This is a genomic window from Enterococcus sp. DIV1537a (assembly GCF_051712085.1).
GTDB lineage: Bacteria > Bacillota > Bacilli > Lactobacillales > Enterococcaceae > Enterococcus > Enterococcus faecalis.
On the sequence record NZ_JBIOOE010000001.1, the window covers coordinates 1,143,575 to 1,168,340 of the forward strand.

Annotated in this window: 21 protein-coding genes, 1 tRNA gene and 1 riboswitch; of the genes, 17 read left to right on the top strand and 5 right to left on the bottom strand. The window is 37.6% G+C overall.

Annotated elements, in window-relative coordinates; all coding sequences use genetic code 11:
- Window positions 1-57: 57 nt before the first annotated feature.
- Together IGJ41_RS05800 and IGJ41_RS05805 are read right to left on the bottom strand one after the other, a co-directional pair.
- Window positions 58-945, bottom strand: coding sequence for a LysR family transcriptional regulator (locus tag IGJ41_RS05800; protein WP_002357832.1), 888 nt, complete (start codon window positions 943-945; stop codon window positions 58-60).
- Between the two features lie 23 nt (window positions 946-968).
- On the bottom strand, window positions 969-1,844 hold the full coding sequence (locus tag IGJ41_RS05805) for a LysR family transcriptional regulator (protein WP_002382245.1): 876 nt from the start codon (window positions 1,842-1,844) through the stop codon (window positions 969-971).
- Between the two features lie 252 nt (window positions 1,845-2,096).
- A riboswitch (M-box (ykoK) riboswitch) is annotated at window positions 2,097-2,267 on the top strand.
- Window positions 2,268-2,380: 113 nt separating this feature from the next.
- Between IGJ41_RS05805 and mgtA the strand changes: the two genes are divergently transcribed.
- From mgtA to IGJ41_RS05865, 12 genes are all read left to right on the top strand, one after another.
- On the top strand, window positions 2,381-5,041 hold the full coding sequence (gene mgtA / locus IGJ41_RS05810; protein WP_002363817.1) for a magnesium-translocating P-type ATPase: 2,661 nt from the start codon (window positions 2,381-2,383) through the stop codon (window positions 5,039-5,041).
- A gap of 243 nt (window positions 5,042-5,284) precedes the next feature.
- Window positions 5,285-6,433, top strand: coding sequence for a radical SAM family heme chaperone HemW (hemW, locus tag IGJ41_RS05815; protein ID WP_002357829.1), 1,149 nt, complete (start codon window positions 5,285-5,287; stop codon window positions 6,431-6,433).
- 225 nt (window positions 6,434-6,658) lie between these two features.
- Window positions 6,659-7,702, top strand: a complete 1,044-nt coding sequence (hrcA, locus tag IGJ41_RS05820) for a heat-inducible transcriptional repressor HrcA (protein ID WP_002357828.1) — start codon at window positions 6,659-6,661, stop codon at window positions 7,700-7,702.
- 54 nt (window positions 7,703-7,756) lie between these two features.
- Window positions 7,757-8,296, top strand: a complete 540-nt coding sequence (gene grpE, locus IGJ41_RS05825; RefSeq protein WP_002357827.1) for a nucleotide exchange factor GrpE — start codon at window positions 7,757-7,759, stop codon at window positions 8,294-8,296.
- Between the two features lie 62 nt (window positions 8,297-8,358).
- Window positions 8,359-10,188: a molecular chaperone DnaK gene (dnaK, locus tag IGJ41_RS05830; protein ID WP_002357825.1), complete on the top strand. Its 1,830-nt coding sequence runs from the start codon at window positions 8,359-8,361 to the stop codon at window positions 10,186-10,188.
- Window positions 10,189-10,302: 114 nt separating this feature from the next.
- Entirely contained in the window at window positions 10,303-10,425 is a 123-nt protein-coding gene (locus IGJ41_RS05835; RefSeq protein ID WP_002357824.1) for a hypothetical protein, read from the top strand.
- Between the two features lie 54 nt (window positions 10,426-10,479).
- Window positions 10,480-11,649: a molecular chaperone DnaJ gene (dnaJ, locus tag IGJ41_RS05840; protein WP_002357822.1), complete on the top strand. Its 1,170-nt coding sequence runs from the start codon at window positions 10,480-10,482 to the stop codon at window positions 11,647-11,649.
- 238 nt (window positions 11,650-11,887) lie between these two features.
- Window positions 11,888-12,622 (top strand): metallophosphoesterase family protein, encoded by a 735-nt coding sequence (locus tag IGJ41_RS05845; RefSeq protein ID WP_002377683.1) that lies wholly within the window; start codon window positions 11,888-11,890, stop codon window positions 12,620-12,622.
- Window positions 12,623-12,719: 97 nt separating this feature from the next.
- Window positions 12,720-14,912: a Tex family protein gene (locus tag IGJ41_RS05850; protein WP_002360465.1), complete on the top strand. Its 2,193-nt coding sequence runs from the start codon at window positions 12,720-12,722 to the stop codon at window positions 14,910-14,912.
- Window positions 14,913-14,938: 26 nt separating this feature from the next.
- Window positions 14,939-15,400 (top strand): SprT family protein, encoded by a 462-nt coding sequence (locus IGJ41_RS05855; protein WP_153854280.1) that lies wholly within the window; start codon window positions 14,939-14,941, stop codon window positions 15,398-15,400.
- A 68-nt stretch (window positions 15,401-15,468) separates the two neighbouring features.
- Window positions 15,469-15,552: transfer RNA gene (locus IGJ41_RS05860), tRNA-Leu, on the top strand.
- Between the two features lie 161 nt (window positions 15,553-15,713).
- Window positions 15,714-16,931, top strand: coding sequence for a pyridoxal phosphate-dependent aminotransferase (locus tag IGJ41_RS05865; RefSeq protein ID WP_002357817.1), 1,218 nt, complete (start codon window positions 15,714-15,716; stop codon window positions 16,929-16,931).
- Window positions 16,932-16,996: 65 nt separating this feature from the next.
- Here IGJ41_RS05865 and IGJ41_RS05870 read toward each other — a convergent pair whose 3' ends face one another.
- Complete coding sequence (locus IGJ41_RS05870; RefSeq protein WP_002357816.1) at window positions 16,997-17,173, bottom strand: hypothetical protein; 177 nt, start codon at window positions 17,171-17,173, stop codon at window positions 16,997-16,999.
- Window positions 17,174-17,350: 177 nt separating this feature from the next.
- Between IGJ41_RS05870 and IGJ41_RS05875 the strand changes: the two genes are divergently transcribed.
- Window positions 17,351-18,178: a helix-turn-helix domain-containing protein gene (locus tag IGJ41_RS05875; RefSeq protein ID WP_002381942.1), complete on the top strand. Its 828-nt coding sequence runs from the start codon at window positions 17,351-17,353 to the stop codon at window positions 18,176-18,178.
- A gap of 100 nt (window positions 18,179-18,278) precedes the next feature.
- Window positions 18,279-19,427: an N-acetylglucosamine-6-phosphate deacetylase gene (gene nagA, locus IGJ41_RS05880; protein ID WP_002357814.1), complete on the top strand. Its 1,149-nt coding sequence runs from the start codon at window positions 18,279-18,281 to the stop codon at window positions 19,425-19,427.
- A 42-nt stretch (window positions 19,428-19,469) separates the two neighbouring features.
- On the opposite strand, the gene IGJ41_RS05885 is transcribed toward nagA, so the two are convergent.
- Both IGJ41_RS05885 and IGJ41_RS05890 read right to left on the bottom strand, forming a co-directional pair.
- Window positions 19,470-19,856: a hypothetical protein gene (locus IGJ41_RS05885; protein WP_002360464.1), complete on the bottom strand. Its 387-nt coding sequence runs from the start codon at window positions 19,854-19,856 to the stop codon at window positions 19,470-19,472.
- Between the two features lie 13 nt (window positions 19,857-19,869).
- Complete coding sequence (locus IGJ41_RS05890; RefSeq protein WP_002357812.1) at window positions 19,870-20,529, bottom strand: DNA/RNA non-specific endonuclease; 660 nt, start codon at window positions 20,527-20,529, stop codon at window positions 19,870-19,872.
- Between the two features lie 160 nt (window positions 20,530-20,689).
- Between IGJ41_RS05890 and IGJ41_RS05895 the strand changes: the two genes are divergently transcribed.
- From IGJ41_RS05895 to IGJ41_RS05905, 3 genes are all read left to right on the top strand, one after another.
- Entirely contained in the window at window positions 20,690-21,391 is a 702-nt protein-coding gene (locus IGJ41_RS05895) for an ABC transporter ATP-binding protein (RefSeq protein WP_002363831.1), read from the top strand.
- Between the two features lie 9 nt (window positions 21,392-21,400).
- Entirely contained in the window at window positions 21,401-24,037 is a 2,637-nt protein-coding gene (locus IGJ41_RS05900; RefSeq protein ID WP_153854277.1) for an FtsX-like permease family protein, read from the top strand.
- A gap of 183 nt (window positions 24,038-24,220) precedes the next feature.
- Window positions 24,221-24,754, top strand: a complete 534-nt coding sequence (locus IGJ41_RS05905; RefSeq protein ID WP_002357809.1) for a hypothetical protein — start codon at window positions 24,221-24,223, stop codon at window positions 24,752-24,754.
- Window positions 24,755-24,766: the final 12 nt, after the last annotated feature.

The window sequence follows — 24,766 nt, forward strand, 5'->3', positions numbered from 1 at the left end:
ACAAATAAAAACCAAGACTGGAACTCGCTTGCCGACAAGCTCTAGTCTTGGTTTTTACTATTGGAATTGTTTTTGGCATTCAGCCAAAAGTTGTTGAAGTTGTCGACTCATGTAACGTTCTTTTAAATAATAAACTGCCATGTTTCGTTTAGGTAGTTCTTGGTAAGTCAGTGTATGAATCGAATTGTCTAAAAGTTGAATATTTGTGTATTCGGGGACAATAGCGAAACTATCGGAATGAGACACCAAGTGAGTAATAAGTGAAAGAGTATCCACTTGAATGACTTTCTCTGGAGAAAAATTAGAAAACGTAGTATCTAGCCAATTGGTTAATTTGTTTTGCTCGGAAAATTCGGTATTTAAACGGACGAAGGGGTACATTGTTAGTTCTTTTAAAATTTCTTCCGTCGTGGCTTTGGCCAAAGCTGGATGATCATTTCTTAAAATGAATTGATAATTTGCTGTAAATAAATCAATTTTACCAATATGTTCAGGTAATGGTAAGTCAGCAAAGGAAATACCAAAATCTGCATCCATTGTTTCCAAGGATTGAAGAATATTTTCTGTAATAATAGTGTGGACTTGTAAGTTGGATGAACGATCCGTTAATGTTGTCATTAGTAAGTCATTCAATTTATATTCTAAATCACAGAGATAAGTGGCTACATAAATATGGTTGGAAGAATGATTAATTTCTTTTAGCTCTTCTTCAATTGAGACCAACTCATTGGTGATGCGCCAACAATATTTTTCTAAAATTAATCCAGCCGGTGTTAAGGTGGTAGTTTGACCTTGGCGATTAAAAAGTTCAGCGCCTAACGTTGCTTCAAGAATTTTTATTTGCTTACTTAGGGCAGCTTGAGAAATTGCTAAATTTTCGGCTGCTTTAGTAAATTGTTTCACTTTGCATAACTCTAAAAAATAATGCAAACGAAATAGTTCCATGGAAATTCCTCCTTTTTCTATTCCTAGAATAAATAACGTAATTGTTCGAATAAATAACGGTGTGCTTCACAATGTCCGTGATGATTATTCTGAACTAAATAGATGGCTCGTTCTGGACTATCTTCCAGAGGAATACCAACTAAGTTACGTCTGTTTAGTTCATCAGTGAGTGAATAGGGAAGGATGCTACAGGCTTTTTCTCGTTGGACCATGTCTAAGACTAAATGAAGAGAAGGGAGTTCGATGACGATTTGCCGATTTTCCCAATTGATTTTACGTTCCCAACGTTTAAACACTTTTTTTTCATATACTTGATCGGAATATGCAGCAAAAGGTAAAGAACGAATTTCGTCAATCGTTACGCTATCGGCATGGGCTAAAGGATGATTTTTATTGACACAAAGGAGATAGCTTTCTGTATAAATTAATTCTTTCTCTAATGGAATCGAGGTATCCAAAAATATCCCAATCCCAATGTCAATTAAATCTGTTTCCAAGGCTGTTTCAAGATCGTAATAATACTTAAAATCAATACTTACATACGGATAGGATTGATTAAATAACAACAAGACTTCTCCAAATGCTTTATCTATATCAATTAAGTTTGTTCCAATCCGAATGGTCGTTGTCGATCCTTGGGTCACTAATTCATTAATCTCTTCTTGTGCTTCCTTAATGAGTGCAAAAATCATCTCTGTTCGCTTGGCGACGACTTCGCCTGCTGGAGAAAGCCGACAATGTTTCTTGTCTCTTAAAATTAATGAAGCACCTAATTCACGTTCCAACTCCTTGAGCTGGGTACTTAAATAAGGTTGACTCGTATGGAGCTTTTGAGAAGCTAAAGTAAAACTCGCATACTTTGAAACTGCCATAAAATATTCTAGTTGTTGTAATTTCATTTTCCTCACCGCCGTTTCTTTAACTATACAAAAAATAGCAGAAGAAAAGCTTCTCGACAAGGCTATCTGACGGTCTTTAGATTAATTTAACCAGTTATGATTCTATGAATAAATACGAATCATACCAGAAAACCATAGTAAATAAGCGGATTATTTTTCTTTTTGTTACTGAATGGACAAAAAGTTATCTGCTAAAAACTTTTTCTATATCGTTATTTTTTCAAGGAAGAATTATACTTGCTGTTGTAATTAAATAAGATTTGTTAGGTGAGGCTCCTATACAAACATAGGCTACTGCCCAAAAATGTCGAGAGACGCCAATGGGTAGAACAGGAACTGTCGAATGAAGGCTTTTCTTAAGGTAGCTAAAAGCAATCGCTTTTTACGTTGTATAGTGCTAAAGCTCAACGATAAGAACGATTATTCTTTGACACGTTGAGTTTTCAGCGTGTCTTTTTTTGTGGAAAGGGTGAGGAAAATGGAAGATGAACCGATCGTCAATTCAAGTCAACAACAGATAAATGAGGTGAAAGAAAATGGAAAAGAAAATGCGTCACTTGGGCCATGACTATAGTTACAAAAAGTTTGCCCATTCAGAAGTAGAAAAAGTTTTACAACGTTTCGGCTCAACTTGGGATGGCATTAAACACCAAGATATTGAAGAATTACAAGAACGTTATGGCCGCAATAAAATTATGAATGAAAAAAAAGCTTCACGGCTGCGACTTTTTATAAAATCGTATATCACGCCGTTTACTTTGGTGTTATTAGCACTAGCCACGATTTCATTTTTTACAGAATATGTCTATGCTGCGCCAGAGGAAAAAGATGTTACTGGCGTGTTAATCATGTTAGCGATGGTCATCTTAAGTGGCACGATGAGTTTTGTCCAATCAGTCAAATCAAGCAATGCAGTTGAAAAATTACAAAATATGATTAAAGTTACAGCGACAGTCATTCGCGACAAGAAGCAAATGGAAATTCCTATTGAGGAAGTTGTGTGTGGCGACTTAGTCCAACTATCCGCTGGCGATATGATTCCAGCCGATTTACGTTTAATCCAATCTAAGGACTTATTTGTTTCCCAATCATCCTTGACTGGAGAGAGTTTTCCCATTGAAAAACACGCGACTCATCAAAAAGATAGTGATCAAATTGATACAGAATACGACAATCTTTTGTTTTTAGGAACAAATGTAATTAGTGGCACTGGTTTGGGCATTGTCATTAAAGTTGGCAATCAAACTTTATTCGGACGGATGGCTTCTGATAACGGAGAAGAGCAGCAGCAGACGAGTTTTGAAACAGGAATTAATAAAACAACGTGGGTGCTGATTCGCTTTATGTTGGTCATTACGCCAACTGTTTTTCTAATTAATGGGTTAACAAAAGGCGATTGGGTGGAAGCATTAATGTTCGCGATTGCCACAGCTGTCGGCTTGACACCAGAAATGTTACCCATGATTGTAACAACCAATTTAGTCAAAGGTTCTCGAGAAATGGCTAAAGAAGGCACGATTATGAAAAATGTCAATGCCATTCAAAATTTTGGCGGGATGGATGTACTTTGTACGGATAAAACAGGTACCTTAACACAAGATAAAGTAATTTTAGAATACCACTATAATATTGGGTGCCAAGAAGATCAAAAAGTCTTGGATTTAGCATTTCTAAACAGTTATTTTCAAACAGGTTTGCGTAATTTAATGGATAACGCCGTTATTCAAGCGGCGACGCAAGAAAGTGATATACAATCAGATGATTTTTATAAAGTAGATGAAATTCCTTTCGATTTCAATCGACGTCGAATGAGCGTGATTATCAAAGAGTTTAAAACGCGAGAAACACGCTTAATTACCAAAGGTGCGGTTGAAGAAATGCTCTTGGTCTGCACACAGGTACTTTTAAATGGCGAAATTGTGCCCTTAACAGAGACGCTACGTCAAAAAATTACCAAAGACGTTGAAGCTTTAAATCGAGATGGTTTGCGCGTTCTAGCAATTGCCGATAAAAAAGTCGAAGCGGCTGAATGGGAGTATACAACTAAAGATGAATCAGAGTTGATTTTGCAAGGTTATCTTGCCTTCTTGGATCCGCCAAAAGAAACAGCAGCGGCAGCTATTCACGCCTTGCATCAACATAATGTAGCTGTGAAAGTATTAACGGGGGACAATCAATATGTGACGCATTCTGTTTGTAAAGAAGTTGGTCTGGCTGGCGAAAAAATTATTACAGGAAATGAACTTCAACAATTAAACCAAGAAGAATTAAGAAAAACCGTTCAAGCGTATAATATTTTCGCCAAAATTACGCCCGACCAAAAAGTTCGCATTGTAAATGCATTAACTGAAAATGGTCAAACTGTTGGCTTTTTAGGTGATGGAATAAATGATGCTGGAGCAATGCGCGCTGCTGATGTGGGAATCTCTGTTGATACAGCTGTCGATGTAGCGAAAGAATCGGCGGATGTAATTTTATTGAGAAAAGATTTAATGGTTTTGGAAAAAGGAATTTTATCTGGACGGCGCGTGTTTACGAACACGATGAAGTACGTCAAATTAACAGCAAGTTCTAATTTTGGCAATGTTTTTTCCGTGATCCCAGCAAGTATCTTTTTACCATTTTTACCGATTGCTCCGATTCAATCGCTATTATTAAATCTAATTTACGATACTTCGTGCATGTCAGTTCCTTGGGACAAAGTAGATGAAGAATACGTAGAAAAACCAAAAAAATGGGAACCAAAATCAATTGGCAATTTTATGCGTTGGTTTGGCCCAACGAGTTCTATTTTTGATATTGTTACCTATTTATTTATGTATTTCATTGTGTGTCCGGCTATCCTAGGTGGCTCATTCTTTGAATTAAATGGAGCAGATCAATTGCTCTTTATTGGTATTTTCCATGCAGGGTGGTTCATTGAGTCCTTATGGTCCCAAATGCTCGTCTTGCATTTCCTACGAACAGAAAAGATGCCTTTCCTTCAAAGTAGTGCTTCTGGAATTATGACGTTAGTCACTACAGCAGGGATTGTTCTAGGAACTGTTTTACCCTTTACCGCTTTCGGTGCAGAACTAGGATTTGTCGGTTTATCACCAAGCTATTTCTTGTATTTAATCCCGACAATTGTTGCTTATTTGGCACTGGTTGCGTTCATTAAAGTTTTATACGTCAAACGTTACGGTCAATTACTGTAACTGATTTGTACTATTATATATAGAAAAATTTTTTTACTTTTCTTTCAAGGTTGAGGAGGTGTCGGTTTTTATGACAGCTCCTCGTGGTTGTTTTAAGTGACTGTGCGAATTTTTTTATGGATTTATTTGTCATTTACAGTTAGTATGGCTAGTAGAGACTTTCCAAAAAGAACGAGCTTTTTGGTAATAAGGAGATAAAACGAGCTAATGACCAAAACAAACCAACTTTCAACTTCAACGCCGATGTTCGATCGGTCGGCCTATATTCATATTCCATTTTGTGAGCATATTTGTTATTATTGCGATTTTAATAAGGTCTTTTTAGAAGGACAACCAGTTGATGAATATATTCAGAGTTTATTAAAAGAAATTCAACTTACGCAAGCATTGTATCCAGAACAAGAAATGAAAACCATCTATATTGGCGGAGGCACGCCAACTTCATTATCAGCGAAACAGTTAGATGTGCTACTAAAAGGGGTTCGCGAACAGCTAACGTTTGATGACCGAAATGAATTTACGGTGGAAGCAAACCCTGGTGATTTAACCCAAGAAAAATTACAAGTCATGAAAAACTATGGCGTCAATCGTCTTTCGATGGGCGTTCAGACATTTGATGATCGCTTGCTCAAAAAAATCGGCCGCAAGCACACCGCCGCAGATGTTTATGAAACAATGAAATTTTTAGAGAAAGAAAATTTTACCAATGTCAGTATTGACTTAATCTATGCTTTACCTGGACAAACATTGGAAAGTTTTCGCGATACTTTGACAAGAGCCTTAGCATTGGACTTGCCGCACTATTCGCTTTATTCATTAATTCTTGAAAATAAAACAATGTTCATGAACTGGGTTCGCCAAGGACGGTTACAGCTGCCTGAAGAAGAAATCGAAGCACAGATGTTTGACGAAACGATTGAAGCAATGGAGAAAAAAGGACGGCATCAATATGAAGTCAGTAATTTTGCTTTAACAGGAAAAGAAAGCCAGCATAATCTAGCTTATTGGAATAATGACCACTACTATGGATTTGGCGCAGGTGCCAGCGGCTATCTTGGGCAAACTCGTTACAAAAATCACGGTCCAATCCAACATTATTTGAAACCCTTGCGAGAAAATCAATTGCCAATTGTGGAGACTGAAGAATTAACTCGTCTAAATCAAATAGAAGAGGAGCTATTTTTAGGCTTACGTAAAAAAGTAGGTATTTCTAAACAAAAATTCCAACAAAAATTTCATGAACCAATTGAAGCAATTTATGGAGAGGTCATTCAACGCTTAATCAAAGAAGAATTATTAATTGAAGAAGCAGATATCTTACGTTTAACGAAAAAAGGACTATTTGTGGGGAATAATGTTTTTGAAGCATTTTTGTTAAGTGAAAAAGAGTAAAAAAATAAAAAAATCATCGAAGTGTGACAAAGCATTTCGATGATTTTTTTATTACAAAAGTTGGTATTGATGGTTTTTGAAGGTGGTTTGCAGCGATTAGCACTCTTGTGTGAAGAGTGCTAAAAAGTTGCGTATTTCCCTTGACAAAAAGGTAAGGACTTGTTATATTAGTATATGTAGTTAGCACTTAGATGTTAAGAGTGCTAATGAAGGGTGGTAATAACGATGATTACAGAAAGACAACAAAATATCTTGAGACTTATCATCCAAAATTACACGAACACGGGCTTACCTGTCGGTTCTAAGAAATTGATGGAGGATGGCATTGCCTCTAGTTCTGCCACAATTCGTAATGATATGAAAGCATTAGAGGAATACGGCTTATTAGCTAAGACCCATTCTTCTTCAGGGCGAATCCCCTCAATGGCTGGATATCGTTACTACGTGGATCATCTTTTACAACCAACACAAGTAGAAGAGAACGAACTTAGAAGGATTCGTCAATCTTTTGGAAAAGAATTTCATGAGATTAATGATATTATTCGACAATCAGCTGAAATTCTATCAGAATTGACAAGTTATACTGCTTTTTCATTAGGACCTGAAGTGAAAGAACGGAAATTAACCGGCTTTCGAATGGTTCCTTTGAATGATCGGCAAGTCCTTGCTATTATAGTGACAGATAAAGGCAATGTTGAAAACCAAGTATTTGCCATTCCTGCCGCTGTTTCTAGCCAAGATCTTGAAAAAATGACACAAATCATCAATGATAAGTTGGTTGGACAACCTTTGTTGACCGTTTATCATCGTTTGCGGACGGAGATTCCGATGATTTTACATCGCTATTTCCAAACGCCAGAAGGAATGATGAACTTATTCGATGAGATGTTAGGACATGCCTTTGAAGAAAAAGTCTTTGTCGGTGGTCGCATGAATTTGTTAGATTTTGGCATCAAACAAGATATTGAACAATTGAAATCTGTCTATTCCTTTATGCAAAATTCTGATGAGCTGACGCATTTATTAAATGGTTCTGCAACAACAGAAAATCCAATTGTTTTTCGTATCGGCTCAGAAATTGGCAACAATCTCTTAGAAGATATGAGCATGATCACTGCTACGTATGAAGTATCAGGACATGGCAAAGGAACAATTGCCCTGCTAGGACCAACCAGTATGCCGTATTCAAAAATATTCGGTTTGGTAGACACGTTTCGACATGAGCTAGCTTCACAACTAGGTGACTATTACCGTTTTTTAGGTAATTAAGCAAACCTTGTTAGGATAAGAAGTAGATGCATAAAGAGAAAGGAAGTTGCTGAAGTGAGTAAAAAAGAAGAGAAGCAAGAAGAATTACAAGAAGAAATGGAAGCTGTTGATGCTGCTGGCGTTTCTGAAGTAGAAGTTGAAGCAACAGAGATTGAAAATCTTAAAGCAGAGCTTTCCGAAATGGAAGACAAGTTCTTGCGGGCAAGAGCCGAAATTGCTAATATGAGCAATCGAAATAAAAACGAACGAGAATTATTAGTTCGTTACCGCTCACAAGATTTAGGTAAAAAGATTTTACCATCCATTGATAATTTAGAACGAGCAATGGCTATTGAAGTATCAGATGAACAAGGCGAAAGCTTGAAAAAAGGTATTTCGATGGTGCTAGAAAGTATTACTGTGGCTTTAAAAGAAGAAGGAATTGAAGAAATCCCAGCAATGGGTGAAACCTTTGATCCAAATTTACATCAAGCCGTTCAAACAGTCCCTGCTTCTGAAGAAACCCCAGCAGATACCATTGTTGAAGTTCTACAAAAAGGGTACAAATTACAAGATCGTGTGTTACGACCATCAATGGTCATTGTTGCACAATAACAAACGTTAATTAAAAATATATTATTATTATAGAAAACTAATACAGATTGGAGATATTCACTATGAGTAAAATTATTGGTATTGACTTAGGAACAACAAACTCAGCTGTCGCAGTACTAGAAGGCGGCGAAGCGAAAATTATTGCAAACCCAGAAGGTAACCGCACAACTCCTTCGGTCGTTTCATTCAAAAACGGTGAAATTCAAGTGGGCGAAGTAGCAAAACGTCAAGCTGTTACAAATCCTAACACGATTTCATCTATTAAACGTCACATGGGCGAAGCTGGCTACAAAGTTGATGTTGAAGGAAAATCATATACACCACAAGAAGTTTCTGCAATGATCTTACAATATTTAAAAGGTTTTGCTGAAGACTATTTAGGTGAAAAAGTTGAAAAAGCAGTTATTACAGTTCCTGCATATTTCAACGATGCGCAACGTCAAGCAACAAAAGATGCTGGTAAAATTGCTGGTTTAGAAGTAGAACGGATCGTTAACGAACCAACAGCAGCAGCTTTAGCTTATGGCTTAGATAAAACAGACAAAGATGAAAAAATTCTTGTCTTTGACCTTGGTGGTGGTACATTCGACGTGTCAATCCTTGAATTAGGCGATGGCGTTTTCGATGTATTATCAACAGCCGGTGATAACAACCTAGGTGGGGATGACTTTGATAATAAGATCATTGACTACATGGTTGCAGAATTTAAAAAAGAAAATGGCATTGACTTAGCTAACGATAAAATGGCATTACAACGTTTGAAAGATGCTGCTGAAAAAGCGAAAAAAGACTTATCAGGTGTAACAAGCACACAAATCAGCTTGCCATTTATTACTGCTGGCGAAGCAGGACCATTGCACTTAGAAATGAACTTAACTCGTGCAAAATTTGATGAATTAACAAGTGATTTAGTTGAACGTACAAAAGTACCAGTACGTCAAGCCTTAAAAGATGCTGGATTAAATCCTTCTGAAATCGACGAAGTTATCCTAGTTGGTGGTTCAACACGTATTCCAGCTGTAGTTGAAGCTGTTCGCAAAGAAACAAACAAAGAACCAAACAAATCAGTTAACCCTGACGAAGTAGTAGCAATGGGTGCTGCTATCCAAGGTGGCGTAATCACTGGTGATGTTAAAGACGTTGTCTTATTAGACGTAACACCGTTGTCATTAGGTATTGAAACAATGGGTGGCGTATTTACAAAATTAATTGATCGTAACACTACGATTCCAACAAGTAAATCACAAGTTTTCTCAACTGCTGCTGACAATCAACCAGCTGTTGATATTCACGTTTTACAAGGTGAACGTCCAATGGCTGCTGATAATAAAACATTAGGGCGTTTCCAATTAACAGATATTCCTGCGGCTCCTCGTGGTGTGCCACAAATTGAAGTAAGCTTTGACATTGATAAAAATGGGATTGTAAATGTTCGTGCGAAAGACTTAGGCACTCAAAAAGAACAAACAATCACGATTAAATCTTCTTCAGGTTTATCTGATGATGAAATCGAACGTATGGTGAAAGATGCTGAAGCAAACGCTGAAGCAGATAAACAACGTAAAGAAGAAGTTGACTTACGTAACGATGCAGATGCTTTATTATTCACTGTTGATAAAACATTGAAAGAATTAGAAGGCAAAGTAGATGCTGAAGAAGTGAAAAAAGCAGAAGATGCGCGTGATGAATTAAAAGCAGCCATCGAAGCAAACGATATCGAACAAATGAAAGCAAAACGTGATTCATTAAATGAAATCGTCCAAAACTTAACAGTAAAACTTTACGAACAAGCTGCGCAACAACAAGCACAAGAAAATCCTGAAGCTGCCCAAGGTGGCGCTGATGATGTTGTTGATGCTGATTTTGAAGAAGTAAATGGTGATGACAAATAATCAATAACAATTGATTTTAGGGACTGGATCATTAGTACAATGACTAATGTCCCAGTCCCTTGTCTTTTGTGAGAAAATCAACCACAATCAAGTTAGCAAGAAACTATTTAGGTTTTGAAAGAACTGTGGTATGATTACAACGATGTTAAACAAGCTGAAAATACCTATTCACAGCTAGTAACACTGATTCAAGGTGTGACAGATAATCCAACCAGAGAGACCGAAAGCAATCGATGAATTTGGCTGGTTCTAAACACATTGTAAAGTTTGAAGAAAGTTGGAGGGAAGTCAATGGCGACGAAACGAGATTATTATGAAGTGCTAGGATTAGCAAAAGGTGCTTCAGATGATGAAATTAAAAAAGCATACCGCAAACTTTCCAAAAAGTACCATCCAGATATTAACAAAGAAGCCGATGCGGAAGAAAAATTTAAAGAAGTTTCTGAAGCGTATGAAGTATTAAGTGATCCACAGAAAAAAGCGGCCTATGACCAATATGGCCATGCAGGAACTGATCCTAATTACGGTGGCGGCGCTGGTGGCTTTGGCGGTTTCGGTGGCGGCGGATTTAGCAGTAGTGGTTTTGGTGGATTCGAAGATATTTTCGATTCATTCTTTGGCGGCGGCGGTGGCCGTTCTGTTGATCCAAATGCACCAAGACAAGGCGCCGATTTACAATATACAATTCAATTGAAATTTGAAGAAGCTATTTTCGGTGTCGAAAAAGAGATTAAGTACAATCGAGAAGATACTTGTGCAACCTGTGGCGGTAATGGCGCCAAACCAGGCACACACCCAGAAACTTGTCATAAATGTCATGGCTCTGGAACAATCAATGTTGAACGTCAAACGCCATTAGGTCGTATGATGAGTCGTCAAACTTGTGATGTGTGTCATGGCACAGGGAAAGAAATTAAAGAACCATGTCCAACTTGTCATGGCACAGGTCATGAGAAAAAAGCACATACTGTCAAAGTAAATGTGCCTGCTGGAGTAGAAGACGGTCAACAAATGCGCTTAGCTAACCAAGGAGAAGCGGGTACCAATGGTGGACCTTATGGTGATTTATATGTAGTCTTTCGTGTTGAAGATAGTGATATTTTCGATCGAGATGGCGCAGAAATCTACTACGATTTACCAGTAAGTTTCGTCCAAGCGGCTCTAGGGGACGAAGTAACTGTCCCAACTGTTCATGGTGACGTGAAATTAAAAATTCCGGCTGGAACACAAACTGGCACAAACTTCCGCTTAAGAGGCAAAGGTGCGCCACGTTTACGTGGTGGGGGCAATGGTGATCAACACGTGAAAGTGAAATTAATAACACCAAAAAATCTTAATGAAGAACAAAAGGATGCCCTACGAGCTTTTGCAAAAGCTGGCGGACAAAATGTAACTGAACAACAAGAAGAAGGCTTCTTTGATAAAATGAAAGATGCGTTTGGCGGTAAGAAGAAAAAATAAACCAAACGAGTCAGAGACAAAAGCAGTTAGCTCCAAGTGTTCATCACTCTCGAAGGCTAAATTGCAACGAGTAATTGCAGGTACTGCTTTTGTTCAACTGATTATTTTAAGATTTAGAGAGTGGGACATAAGTCGTTTTGACTTATGTCCTATTTTCGTTTCTTATTTCCAAACATTTTACGAGAATATTTTAAAATTTAGCGTATACTTAATATAAGCAAGTTAGGAGGGCTTATTTATGAAACCATATGTTTATGTAATCAGTGATATTCATGGACAAGCAGATTTGTTTGATGCCTTACTCACAGACTATGACCCAGTCGAGCATCAGCTAGTTTTAATTGGTGATTTAAACGACCGTGGTCCGCATTCTAAAGCCTGTTTTCTCAAAGGAAAAGAACTTGTCGAGCAACACGGCGCTGTTTATTTACGAGGCAATCATGAAGAATATTTTTTGCAGTTTCTTCAAAATCCAGAGGACTGGTTTGCAGGATATGTTCGCAATGGTGGCAAGGAAACAATTGAAAGTCTCTTGCATCCAGGAGCTACTGCAGAATACTCACCAACAGAAATGGCCTTAATGATCCGTAGTCGCTATCCAGAGTTAATTGATTTTTTAACAAAACGACCACTTTATTTTGAATGGCAGCATTACTTATTTGTGCATGCTGGGGTTGATTTAACGATGGAAGATTGGCGGCAAACGGCACCTAAGGATTTTTTGTGGATTCGCGAACCCTTTCATCAAGGGAAAAATAATACAGGCAAGACCATTGTTTTTGGGCATACCATTACTCCGATGTTACATGGTGATATGCAGACCACGGACCTTTGGCAAAGTGATGGAAAAATTGGGATAGATGGTGGTGCTATTTTTGGCGGCTCTGTGCATGGTGTGATTTTTAATGAAAAAGGCATTGTCCAAGATATCGAATATCAAAAACGCACCCCTGCGTGGCAACCAGAATTTTGATTCCTTAATCGCACGAATCAGTTACCTCACTTCTATATTTAGAAGCAAAAATATGCTAAAATAGATAAGTATGCATAAGAAAAGAGGTATCTAGTTAATGGCAGAAGCTTATAACGAAGAAGTAGTAGCGCTACTTCAAAAAGAATTGACAACGTATCGTTCAAAACAAATAACAACGGTTTTAACTTTATTAAATGAAGGAAATACAGTTCCTTTTATTGCCCGTTACCGGAAAGAAATGACTGGAAGTTTAGATGAAGTCCAAATCCGTGAAATAGAAGAACGTTATCATTATTTACAAAACTTGAAAAAGCGGAAAGAAGAAGTTCTCCGATTAATTGAAGAGCAAGGAAAACTAACAAAAGAACTCAAAACAGATATTCAAAAAGCAGTAAAAATGCAACAAGTGGAAGATTTGTATCGACCATATAAACAAAAACGTCGGACCAAAGCGACTATCGCGAAAGAAAAAGGGTTGGAACCATTAGCAGATTGGTTGCTCTCTTTACCTGAAAACGCGGATATCTTAGCCAAAGCGGCTACTTTTATTAATGAAGAAAAAGAAGTTGCAACCGCCGAGATAGCCTTGCAAGGTGCTCATGAAATTTTAGCAGAACGTATTAGCGATGAACCAAAATACCGAACATGGTTACGTGATTATATGGTTAAACATGCGCAATACGTTAGCGTAGTTAAGGATGAAGAAAAAGACGAAAAGCGGACCTATGAAATGTATTACGATTTTGCAGAACCAGTTAGCAAAATGGTGCCGCACCGTGTCTTAGCAACGAATCGTGGTGAAAAAGAAGACATTTTAAAGGTTTCCCTTGTCGCTGATGAAACAAAAATTAATGATTATTTCCAACGTCAACTAATCGGCAAACAAGCAACAAGTTTTGCTGCTCCATACATTGAGGCTGCTTATTTAGATAGCTATAAACGATTTATTGGACCAGCGATTGAACGGGAGATCCGCAATGAATTAACAGAAAAAGCTGATGAACAAGCGATTGCAATTTTCGGTGAAAATTTACGTAATTTATTATTACAGTCACCACTTAAAGGAAAAGTTGTTCTAGGATTTGACCCGGCTTATCGGACAGGCTGTAAATTAGCAGTTGTCGATGAAACTGGTAAAGTTTTAGCAATTCAAGTGATTTATCCACATAAACCAGCGACTGCTGCGAAACGTGAAGCCGCTGGTCCAGCCTTTAAAAAGATCATTGAAGACTATCAAGTGGACATGGTAGCTATTGGAAACGGAACGGCAAGTCGTGAATCTGAATTGTTTGTGGCAGAGCAATTAAAAGCGGTGAAACGGGACGTCTTTTACGTGATTGTTAATGAAGCAGGGGCTTCCGTTTACTCTGCGAGTGAAGTGGCTCGTAAAGAGTTTCCTGATTTACAAGTCGAAGAACGAAGTGCGGTCAGCATTGCACGTCGTTTGCAAGATCCGTTGGCAGAATTAGTAAAAATTGATCCCAAAGCAGTCGGGGTTGGTCAATATCAGCATGACGTATCGCAAAAACGTCTTGCCGAGCAATTGGATTTTGTTGTGGAAACTGCAGTAAACCAAGTTGGTGTCGATGTGAATACAGCGAGTGCTCAACTTTTACAACATATTTCTGGCTTAAATAAAACAACGGCGCAAAACTTAGTTACTTATCGTGATGAAAATGGTGTCTTTACAGCACGAAATCAAGTCAAAAAAGTACCTCGTTTAGGACCAAAAGCATTTGAACAAGCAATTGGCTTTTTACGAATTCCTAATGGCAAAAATGTGTTAGATAACACTGGCATTCACCCAGAAAGTTATCCAGTAGCACAAGCAATTTTAGAAAAAGCAGAGATTGCTTCTAAAGAATTAGGGACAGCAGAAGCTATCGAAAAATTGAAACAGTTACCAGTGAATCAATTAGCTACTGAGTTAGAAGTTGGTTCAGAAACACTCACAGATATTATTGCTAGTTTAATCCAACCAGGTCGTGATATGCGCGATGAGATGTCCGCGCCACTTTTACGTAAAGACGTGTTGACAATGGAAGATTTGAAACCAGGAATGGAAATGCAAGGGACTGTTCGAAACGTAATTGACTTTGGCGCGTTTGTCGATATTGGTGTGAAGCAAGATGGCTTAGTCCACATTTCTAAGTTAAGTACTAAATTTGTTAAGCACCCAACGGATGTTGTTGCGGTGGGGGATGTAGTCACAGTTTGGGTAGAAGATGTTGACTTGAAAAAGGGGCGTATTAGTTTAACTATGTTGCCTCGGGCTGATAGAAAAGAGTAACAATGAAAGAGTCTCAACCAGTCTTGATGACAGATCAAGCGCTTCAAACGCTAGTGGAAAAAATTTCAATCGTATTTTTTCAGAAACCTTTTCTGCATCAAGCTACATTTAATCGGCGGTTAAAAACTACGGGCGGTCGCTATCATTTAGCTTCGCATCACCTGGATTTTAATCCAACTGTCTTTTTAAAGTATGGACAAGAGGAACTGGAAAAAGTCATTAAGCATGAGTTATGTCACTATCATTTACATTTAGCTGGCAAAGGCTATCAGCATAAAGATAAGGACTTTAAAGAGTTATTGGCTAAGACTGGCGCTGCCCGTTATGCACCGCCTCTAGTAGAACGGAAAAAAGCAGTTTTCCATCAGTACCAATGTCAGTCTTGTGGAGAAGTCATCCTCAGAAAACGACGAATTGATACGACACGATATGTCTGCGGAAAATGTCATGGGCGTTTGTCCTGGCAAGCGAAAAAAGAACAAATCTAACAATTCTGGTCTTTGTTATCTTGACAAAGACCAGTAATTATTTTAGGATAAATAAGTGCTCTTAAAATGCAGATGTGTTGGAATTGGCAGACAAGCATGATTGAGGGTCATGTGGACAGATGTCCGTGTGGGTTCGAGTCCCATCATCTGCATCAACTAGTATAACAAGCAAGGCAACTGTCTGCAGACAGTTGCCTTGCTTGTTATTACGGAAAAACCATCAATTTTTTATTAAATTCTGATATTTATTATTGCTTTTTCATTATAGTTGGCGTAACTTTAGAGTATAAATTTGTGAAGCGAGGGAGTCCGTGTGAGAAATTTTAAAAAATCCGATAAATTAAATAACGTAAGTTACGATGTCCGTGGTCCTGTTTTAGAAGAAGCAGAACGCATGCAAGAAGAGGGCATACGTATTTTGAAATTAAATACAGGGAATCCAGCGCCATTTGGTTTTGATGCTCCAAATGAAATTGTGCGCGACATGATTGTGAATGTTCGCGATTCAGAAGGTTATTCCGATTCAAAAGGTATTTTTTCTGCAAGAAAAGCGATTGAACAATATTGCCAATTAAAAAAATTTCCTAATGTAACGATTAATGATATTTACACTGGTAATGGCGTGAGTGAATTAATTACCATGTGTATGCAAGGCTTGTTAAATAACGGCGATGAAGTACTTGTGCCAATGCCAGACTATCCTTTATGGACTGCGTCTGTTTCTTTGGCAGGCGGTACACCCGTTCATTATATTTGTGATGAGCAAGCAGAATGGTATCCAGACATTGATGATATAAAATCAAAAATAACTTCGAATACAAAAGCAATCGTTATTATAAATCCAAATAATCCGACTGGTGCTTTATATCCGAAAGAGTTATTACTAGAAATTGTCGAAGTGGCACGTCAAAATGATTTAATTATTTACTCCGATGAAATTTATGATCGCTTGGTCATGGACGGTTTGGTTCATGTACCGATTGCTACATTAGCACCTGATTTATTTGTCGTAACATTGAATGGTTTGTCAAAATCACATCGAGTGGCAGGCTTTCGATGCGGTTGGATGGTGTTAAGTGGAGATAAATCACGAGTAAAAGGGTATATCGAAGGGCTAAACATGCTTGCTTCCATGCGGTTATGCTCGAATGTGTTGTCACAACAAATCATTCAAACCGCATTAGGCGGCTATCAAAGTGTCGATGATTTACTTTTACCAGGTGGCAGAATTTACGAACAACGAGAATTTATTTACAATGCGATAAATGACATTCCTGGTTTATCAGCCGTGAAGCCTAAAGCAGCTTTCTATATTTTCCCGAAAATTGATACGGCCAAATTTGACATTTATGATGATGAAAAATTTGTTTTAGATTTCTTACACAAACATCATATTTTATTAGTCCATGGTGGTGGGTTCAACTGGCAACAACCAGATCACTTCCGTATTGTTTATTTACCGAAGATGGAAGACTTAAAAACTACAGCAGATAAAATGCGTGAATTTTTAAGTACCTACAAACAAAAATAAAAGAACTACCAAAAAATAGCCTCTAACGAAGCTATTTTTTGGTAGTTCTTGTTTTATCAACAATACTATTCTGCGGTTTCACATGCTTTTTTACTAATAATCATTCGGTTGGTATATTTTTCTTCCATATCAGGACTAGGATTTGCTACTACGATGAGATAAGAATTTTCATACTCCTTCTCCACAAAGCCTGAATAATTTGTTTTTTCCCAAATGAAGTGAACCTTTTTCTCTTCGGCCATACAATAACACTCCTTTTTAATAAAAATGAACCTATTTATTTTCTAAGAAAACCTTAGATAATGTTCTTGCAGTATATTATGCAATAAAGTACAATAAAAGCATAATGCGAATTCGCATATTTTGACAAAATCCCCATTTTGCAAGGAAAATGGCCGATATAAATAGGAGCTATTGTGATGAATTCTTTAGGTGCAGTTATTAAAGAAATTAGAAAAAATAGAAAATTGACACAGAAAATGTTATCAGAAGACATCTGTTCGCAAAGTGTTTTAAGTCGCATTGAAAACAATGAAGAGTTGCCAAACGTTCTCGTAATGCAACAACTTTGTGATCGTTTAGGTGTGACTGTTGACCAGATTATGCGTTATAAATCTGGTGATGTGCACGTTGTTACGTATTCATTTGAAAAAATGGCTGAATATTTTCGCCATAAAAAATATCAATTATTATTAAATTATTTAAAGGAAAATCGTATTGAAGAACAATTGTATTTAGATACGGACTGGCAAAAATATTATTATTATTTAGGTAGTTGTGAATTGTTTGTTCTAAATGATTATGAAAAAGCTATTGCTAGCTTGCGTAAAGGGTTATCTTTCACCTATAAAGCCGATAAGTTAAATGTTTCTGATTTAGAGATTCAATTAATTAGTTGTCTAGGTGCTACTTATGGTTACATGGGCAATCGAGTAGAAGCAGAACGATTTTTAAGTTTGAGTATTCATTATTTTAATCAATTGCCAAATGAACGCAGTAATGCAGAATTAACGAAAATATTTTTTAATTATGCTGATTTCTTATTCAAAAATTATACAGAAAAAGATGCCGAAATTTATGTGGATCAAGGAATTACTTGGGCCCGCAAAAAAAATAGTTATTATTATTTAAGTGAATTATTAAATCTAAAATATTTAGTTTTAATGAGAAAGAATAAACATGAAGAAGCAGAACGTTATCTGAACTTAGCACAACAAATGAAAAATGTGGAAAGTGGCAATCTTTAAAAAATCCTCAGAATTACTTAAAAGGTCTACACCATTTCTTGACTTTTGTACTGATTAAGAGTACTTTTGAAGTAAGTAAAATAAAGAAAGAAGGATGAAGATGAAAACATTTATCTTTGCAGACAAGTTCTTTTTAAAAAGCGATGTTAAAGGACCTGGTTATTTAGAAATCACGGATGGTATCTTTGGTAATTATACAAAAGATGAACCGCAAGGGGACGTAAAAATTATTCGTGAGGAAGGCAAATGGATTGCCCCAGGTTTAGTCGATACTCATATTCATGGTTACATGAATCATGACGTAATGGATAACGATGCAGAAGGCATTAAAGTGATGTCTGAAGGCTTATTATCTTGTGGTGTAACTTCATTTTTACCAACAACGTTAACGTCAAGCAAAGAACGTTTAACAGACGTTGCACGTACGATTGGTCAAGTCTACCAAGAAGTACCTGGTGCAAAAATTCAAGGGATTTACTTTGAAGGACCTTTCTTTACTGAAGAACATAAAGGCGCACAAAATCCAAGTTATTTTGGAGATCCAGACCTTGATACATTCCACGAATGGCAAGAAGCTTCAGGCGGAATTATTAAGAAAATTGCGTTGGCACCAGAACGTAATGGTGTGAAAGAATTTGTTGAAACCGTTACAGATGAAGGTGTCGTTGTTGCTTTAGGCCATAGTAATGCGACCTTAGAAGAAGCTGATGTGGCAGTTGAAGCAGGCGCTAGCGTTTTTGTTCATGCATATAATGGGATGCGTGGCTTAAATCACCGTGAACCAGGGATGGTTGGTGCATTGTTAACGTTACAACACGTTTTCTCTGAATTAATTTGTGATGGACACCATGTACATCCGCAAGCGGCTGAAGTATTGATGGAAAAAGCGGGCCATGATCACGTTGCGTTAATTACAGACTGCATGATGGCTGGCGGTATGCCAGATGGCAACTACAATTTAGGTGAATTTCCTGTTGTGGTAGCAGAAGGAACGGCTCGTTTGGATACTGGGAACTTAGCAGGAAGTATTTTAAAACTTAAAGAAGCAATTAAAAATGTAGTTGATTGGGGTATTGCAACACCTGCACAAGCAATTATGATGGCTTCATTAGTTCCTGCGATCAGCTGTAAAATTGATGATCAATGTGGCATGATTGCAAATGGTCGCGATGCTGACTTTATCGTATTAGAACCAACCATGGAATTAGCAGCCACTTATTTAGATGGCGTAGAACGTTATCGAGCATAAGACACAAGAAAAAGCTTGCGGAAATTTATCCGCAAGCTTTTTTTATAATTCTTTTGGTAAAATCGCAGAAGTGATTTCTTTGTTCTCGTAGGCAATAAAAAAATCGATTAATTGCTTGTCAAATTGCTCAATATCCTCTTTGTAAAGGGAGCTGGGAATCACAAAGGTTTGCTCTAGAGTACCTGCTAGATAATCTCCATCTAAACTTTGGGCGACAACTAAAAATTCTTGTTTGCGCCAATGTTCCACATCTGTTTCAGAAATGGTTTCCGGAGAGGCTAAAAATTTACAATTTTCGACAAACTGTTCATCAATTTCTTCACTGAAAGTTAATTCAGCATCCTCTTCTTGAGGTTGAGAGAGGATTGCTTGCAAAAATGTTTGTGGTTTTGCATCGGGTAATGTTTCTTTTAGCTGTTCAAAATCCAATGAAAGTTCCTCCTTATTGTTTGTTTAAAATAGTTACTGAAAAATCAATGGGTGAATTTGTTTTAAGGCTTTTGGCTTCTAAGATGATTTTTTCAGCCAACAAATCGTTTCCGTTATATACAGGTGTCACGCGATAGCGAACGGTTTCGCCGCGATCAAGAGCTGCCCGAATCTGATTTTCATATTTCGTCATATAAGGAGTGTTGACAGGATTCTGATACAAGGTGGTTAAGTTACGTGGATCATCACCACTGCCTCCCATTTGACGGCCGATTAGGTGGCCACGCGAATGATTAGCTTTTCCTGAAATGAAACCAGCTGGTCGAATATCTTTATTAGCGGAAGTTCCTGTATTGACCATTGCGGGTTTTAATAGCGCATCAGCGCCTGTCGCTCGTTTTAGACGATCTAGAGAATGATAAGTAATCCAGCCGTTTGAGTTATCCTTTAATTCCTCTGCTGAAAATGTGGCTTTACCATTTTCAATTGGTCCGGGATTATCTCCTTTTGGTGCTGGTGTGCTTGAGGGGGTGGTTGTTTGTGGTTGAACATTAAATAAATCTTGTAAAGCATCAGGAACTTTAACGCCAACCGCGCCTAAAATTAAAATGATTAATGCGCCAATCAGCATGATGGTTGAATTAAATGGTGGTTTCTTCTTTCTGTTTGCCATAACGTGCTCCTCTAATTTTATACTTGCAATAGTCCAAATTTAAGTGGACCATCTTTTCTATTATACGTAAATTTGCTAAAAAATCAAAAAAGGCTTTTCTTTGAAAGACTTGTTTTCTCAGATATGTTACTATTTTAATGTAGAAGGGAAGGGATAGTGGATGGCCTATATTGAAGTCAAAAATGAATACAAGCGTTACCAAATGGGAGAGACAACTATTACTGCGAATGACGGCATTTCTTTTGAAGTGGAAAAAGGAGAAGTAGCGGTTATTTTAGGCCCCAGCGGTGCTGGAAAATCAACTGTTTTAAATATTCTTGGTGGAATGGACAGCTGTGATGAAGGGGAAATTATTATTGATGGCACAGATATCGCTCAGTTTTCAGAGAAACAATTAACCACTTATCGACGAAATGATGTCGGGTTTGTTTTCCAATTTTACAATTTAGTCCCAAATTTAACGGCAAAAGAAAATGTCGAATTGGCTTCGCAAATCGTTGCGGATGCGTTGGATTCGACCAATGTTTTACAATCGGTGGGTTTAGGGGAACGTTTAGATAATTTTCCAGCGCAACTTTCTGGTGGTGAACAACAACGAGTAACCATCGCCCGTGCGATTGCTAAAAAGCCCAAGTTACTTTTATGTGATGAACCGACAGGAGCACTGGATTATGAAACAGGGAAACAAATTTTAACTATTTTGCAAAATACTGCTCGTGAAACTGGAACGACCGTCTTAATTATTACCCACAATTCAGCCATTGCAGAAATGGCCGATCGGGTAATTCGAATTAATGATGCGAAAGTTCGCGAAATGACTGTGAATGATCAGCCTAAATTGGTTGCTGAAATTGAATGGTAGGTGCCTAAAATGAAGAAAACAGCGCTAATTAAAACAAGCTTACGTGAAATTAGACAATCTACTACACGATTTTTATCGATTATGGGGATTATTTTCCTTGGTGTAATGGTTTTTGTTGGTTTGAAAGCTACTGGACCAGATATGATTAAAACCGCGAATAATTATTACCAGAAAGAGCAGCTTCCAGATGCGCGAATAATTTCTACAATGGGACTGGAAAAGAAAGATTTAACAACTCTACAGTCTTTAAAAGATGTCGAAACAGTTGTGCCGCGGTATACAATAGATGCCACGATTGGGCCGCAAAATAATGCAGTAAAATTGTTTGGCTATCGAAAAAATCAAGCAGGATCGGTTAACTATCAAGTAGTTGACGGTCGGTTACCTAAACAAACAAATGAAATTGCATTAGATACATTAGCGAAAACTAGATATGACTATAAAATGGGTGATAAAATCACTTTAAACGATGCAGCGATTAAAGAAAAAGGGCTGAAACAAACTCATTTTACTGTTGTTGGATTTATCAATTCACCAGAATATATTGATAATACATCCAGGGGAACCACAACGGTCGGGTCTGGAACGTTAAACTTTTTTGGCGTGGTTTCGGAAAAAGCCTTTGACAGTCAACGGTATCCAGAATTGCTAATCTCATTTCGTTCATTAAAACATCAAAATACGTATTCCTCTGATTATGAAAAGAAAAGAGAGCAGGCCTTAAATCAGGTAAAAGAGGCACTGAAAAATCGGCCAGAAGAACAGGTTGCCGCCCTACGTGATTCGTCTCAGCCGGACATTAACCAAGGTCGGCAAGCGCTGGAAACGGGAAAACAAGCGCTTGCGCAGTTGGAGCAACAACCAGGAATTCCAGCTGAGATACTTGAAAAGCAAAAAGACGAATTGGCTAAACAGGAACAACTGTTGGCTGAAAAAGAAACAGAGCTAGCCAATTTGAAAGCCCCGACGTATTATTATTTTACCAGGGAAGACAATCCAGGATTTTCTGAATATCAAGATAATGCTGATCGGATTTCTTCTTTAGCCACGCTGTTCCCGTTGTTCTTTTTCCTAATTGCGGCATTAGTCAGCTTAACTACCATGACACGTATGGTGGAAGAAAAAAGAATGGAAATTGGTAGTTTGAAAGCTTTAGGTTATCGTAATCGTGAAATTGCTTCGATTTTTATTACCTATGCAACGGTTGCTAGCCTAACAGGTGCATTATTAGGATTGGCAGTTGGCTATTATCTATTCCCTAAAATAATTTTTGATGCCTACGGTCAAATGTACAATATTCCTGATTTAGTTACACCGTGGTACTTAAATTACAGTTTATGGGGCATCATTGTAGCCTTAGCTTGTACTGTGGGAGCGGCCTTAGTGACATTAAGAATCGATTTATTAAGTACCCCAGCTACCTTGCTAAGACCCAAAGCGCCGAAAGCAGGCCAACGGATTTTACTAGAACGAATCCGCCCTTTATGGCAACGCATGAGCTTTATTCAAAAAGTGACCGCTAGAAATCTGTTCCGCTATAAACGACGGATGCTGATGACCGTTATCGGAATAGCTGGTTGTATGGGGCTGTTAATTGTTGGTTTTGGTTTACGCGATTCAATTGTGGATGTCGCTACAATTCAATTTAATAAAATCTGGCATTACCAAGCAGTCGTGACTTTTAAAGAGCAAACAACAGCTGAAGAGACAAAAGAGTATCAAGAAACGTTGCGCAAACTGGATGGTTTGAATAAAACAATTCCGTTATATTCAGAAATCTTTAAAACGAAGGGCAAAGGCGCACCAACTCAAAATATTACTCTTTATGTGCCACAAGATCCTTCGAAAATGGCTGATTTTCAGTTATTTAATGATCGAGTCACTGGAGAAAAATATTCCCTCAACGATGACGGTGTAATCATTAATGAAAAATTAGCTAAATTATTTGGCTATAAAGTAGGAGATCAATTAAATTTAGAAAATAGTGATAATCAAACCTATCACGTGAAAATTGCCGCGATTGCAGAAAACTACACGGGTCATTTTGTCTATATGACGCCGAAACTCTACCAGACGATGATGAAACAGAAGCCGGAGTATAATACAGAATTCCTACTTTTTGACAAAAAGTTATCCTCAAAACAAGAAACCTCAATCGGAGAGGCGTTGACAAAACAGCCGAAAGTGTTGAACATTACGTTTTTAACTGCGATGAAAGGTTCGTTTGATGATATGCTGAAAAGCCTTGATATTGTCATTTGGGTACTAATTGCTGTTTCTGGTTCTTTAGCGTTAATTGTGTTATATAATTTAACCAACATTAATGTTTCTGAACGGATTCGAGAACTTTCCACGATTAAGGTTTTAGGGTTTTACGATCGTGAAGTCACCACCTATGTTTACCGTGAAAACATTATTTTAACGTTCATTGGTATTATTGTTGGCTGCTTCTTTGGGAAAATTTTGCATCAGTATATTTTAGCAACCGTTGAAGTTGATTTAATTATGTTTTCGCCAATTATTCATTGGCCAAGTTATCTATATTCCGCAGTCATCACCATGTGTTTCACGTTGTTTGTGATGGTCATTATGCATCGGAAATTGAAGAAAATCAATATGATTGAAGCGTTAAAATCAAATGAATAGCACATTTTAAAAAACGAGGAGTCCGTAGAAGTTCGATAATTCTAGGGCTGCTCGTTTATTGTTGCTTCTTTTATTAAGAAAAAATAGGTCTTAAGATGTATCTTTTGAGATTTATTTGGAAATTACTACTCTTTTTATTTAAAAATTGGTACACTATTACTAGGTTATAGCACAGAAAGGAGTGTGGGAAAAGTGTTAGAAGGTCTACCATTGGAAACGGTTTATTTTTATGCATTAGTGGGGAGCGCGGTCCTCGCTTTTTTACTAATTATTTTTGGGGATGTTTTTAATTTTGATGGACCGGTTGACCCAATGCTGATTATTCCATGGATTGCTTTTACCTCGCTGTTTGGGTACCTTGGGGAAGAATTAACAGCGGTGAATAGTTGGCTTATTTTAATTGTCAGTGGTATTCTTTCAACCATTATTGTTTTCTTCCTAAATTTTTATGTGTTGGTCCCTTTGAAAAATTCAGAGGCCACAATTTCTATTTCGGAAAAAGACATGGAGGGTCGTGTTGCTACTGTGATTACCCCAATTCCTGTCCGGGGAATGGGCGAGATTCAATTGAAGAGTGTCACAGGTTCGTTAAGTCGACCAGCAGCATTTTATGTGCCACAAGAAGTGGCTGCGCCAAGAGGTAGTGAGGTATTGATTATTGAATTGAAAGAACGGGTTTGTTATGTCATTCCTTACGAAGGCAGTCTAAAAATATAGAGTAGGAGAGAA

Coding starts and splice junctions, on each gene's coding strand:
- IGJ41_RS05805 (WP_002382245.1), bottom strand. CDS start 1,844: ATGAAATTACAACAACTAGAATATTTTATGGCAGTTTCAAAGTATGCG.
- IGJ41_RS05870 (WP_002357816.1), bottom strand. CDS start 17,173: ATGGCCGAAGAGAAAAAGGTTCACTTCATTTGGGAAAAAACAAATTAT.
- nagA (WP_002357814.1), top strand. CDS start 18,279: ATGAAAACATTTATCTTTGCAGACAAGTTCTTTTTAAAAAGCGATGTT.
- IGJ41_RS05890 (WP_002357812.1), bottom strand. CDS start 20,529: ATGGCAAACAGAAAGAAGAAACCACCATTTAATTCAACCATCATGCTG.
- dnaK (WP_002357825.1), top strand. CDS start 8,359: ATGAGTAAAATTATTGGTATTGACTTAGGAACAACAAACTCAGCTGTC.
- hrcA (WP_002357828.1), top strand. CDS start 6,659: ATGATTACAGAAAGACAACAAAATATCTTGAGACTTATCATCCAAAAT.
- IGJ41_RS05800 (WP_002357832.1), bottom strand. CDS start 945: ATGGAACTATTTCGTTTGCATTATTTTTTAGAGTTATGCAAAGTGAAA.
- IGJ41_RS05900 (WP_153854277.1), top strand. CDS start 21,401: ATGAAGAAAACAGCGCTAATTAAAACAAGCTTACGTGAAATTAGACAA.
- IGJ41_RS05875 (WP_002381942.1), top strand. CDS start 17,351: ATGAATTCTTTAGGTGCAGTTATTAAAGAAATTAGAAAAAATAGAAAA.
- IGJ41_RS05850 (WP_002360465.1), top strand. CDS start 12,720: ATGGCAGAAGCTTATAACGAAGAAGTAGTAGCGCTACTTCAAAAAGAA.
- IGJ41_RS05895 (WP_002363831.1), top strand. CDS start 20,690: ATGGCCTATATTGAAGTCAAAAATGAATACAAGCGTTACCAAATGGGA.
- dnaJ (WP_002357822.1), top strand. CDS start 10,480: ATGGCGACGAAACGAGATTATTATGAAGTGCTAGGATTAGCAAAAGGT.
- IGJ41_RS05855 (WP_153854280.1), top strand. CDS start 14,939: ATGACAGATCAAGCGCTTCAAACGCTAGTGGAAAAAATTTCAATCGTA.
- hemW (WP_002357829.1), top strand. CDS start 5,285: ATGTTCGATCGGTCGGCCTATATTCATATTCCATTTTGTGAGCATATT.
- mgtA (WP_002363817.1), top strand. CDS start 2,381: ATGGAAAAGAAAATGCGTCACTTGGGCCATGACTATAGTTACAAAAAG.
- IGJ41_RS05845 (WP_002377683.1), top strand. CDS start 11,888: ATGAAACCATATGTTTATGTAATCAGTGATATTCATGGACAAGCAGAT.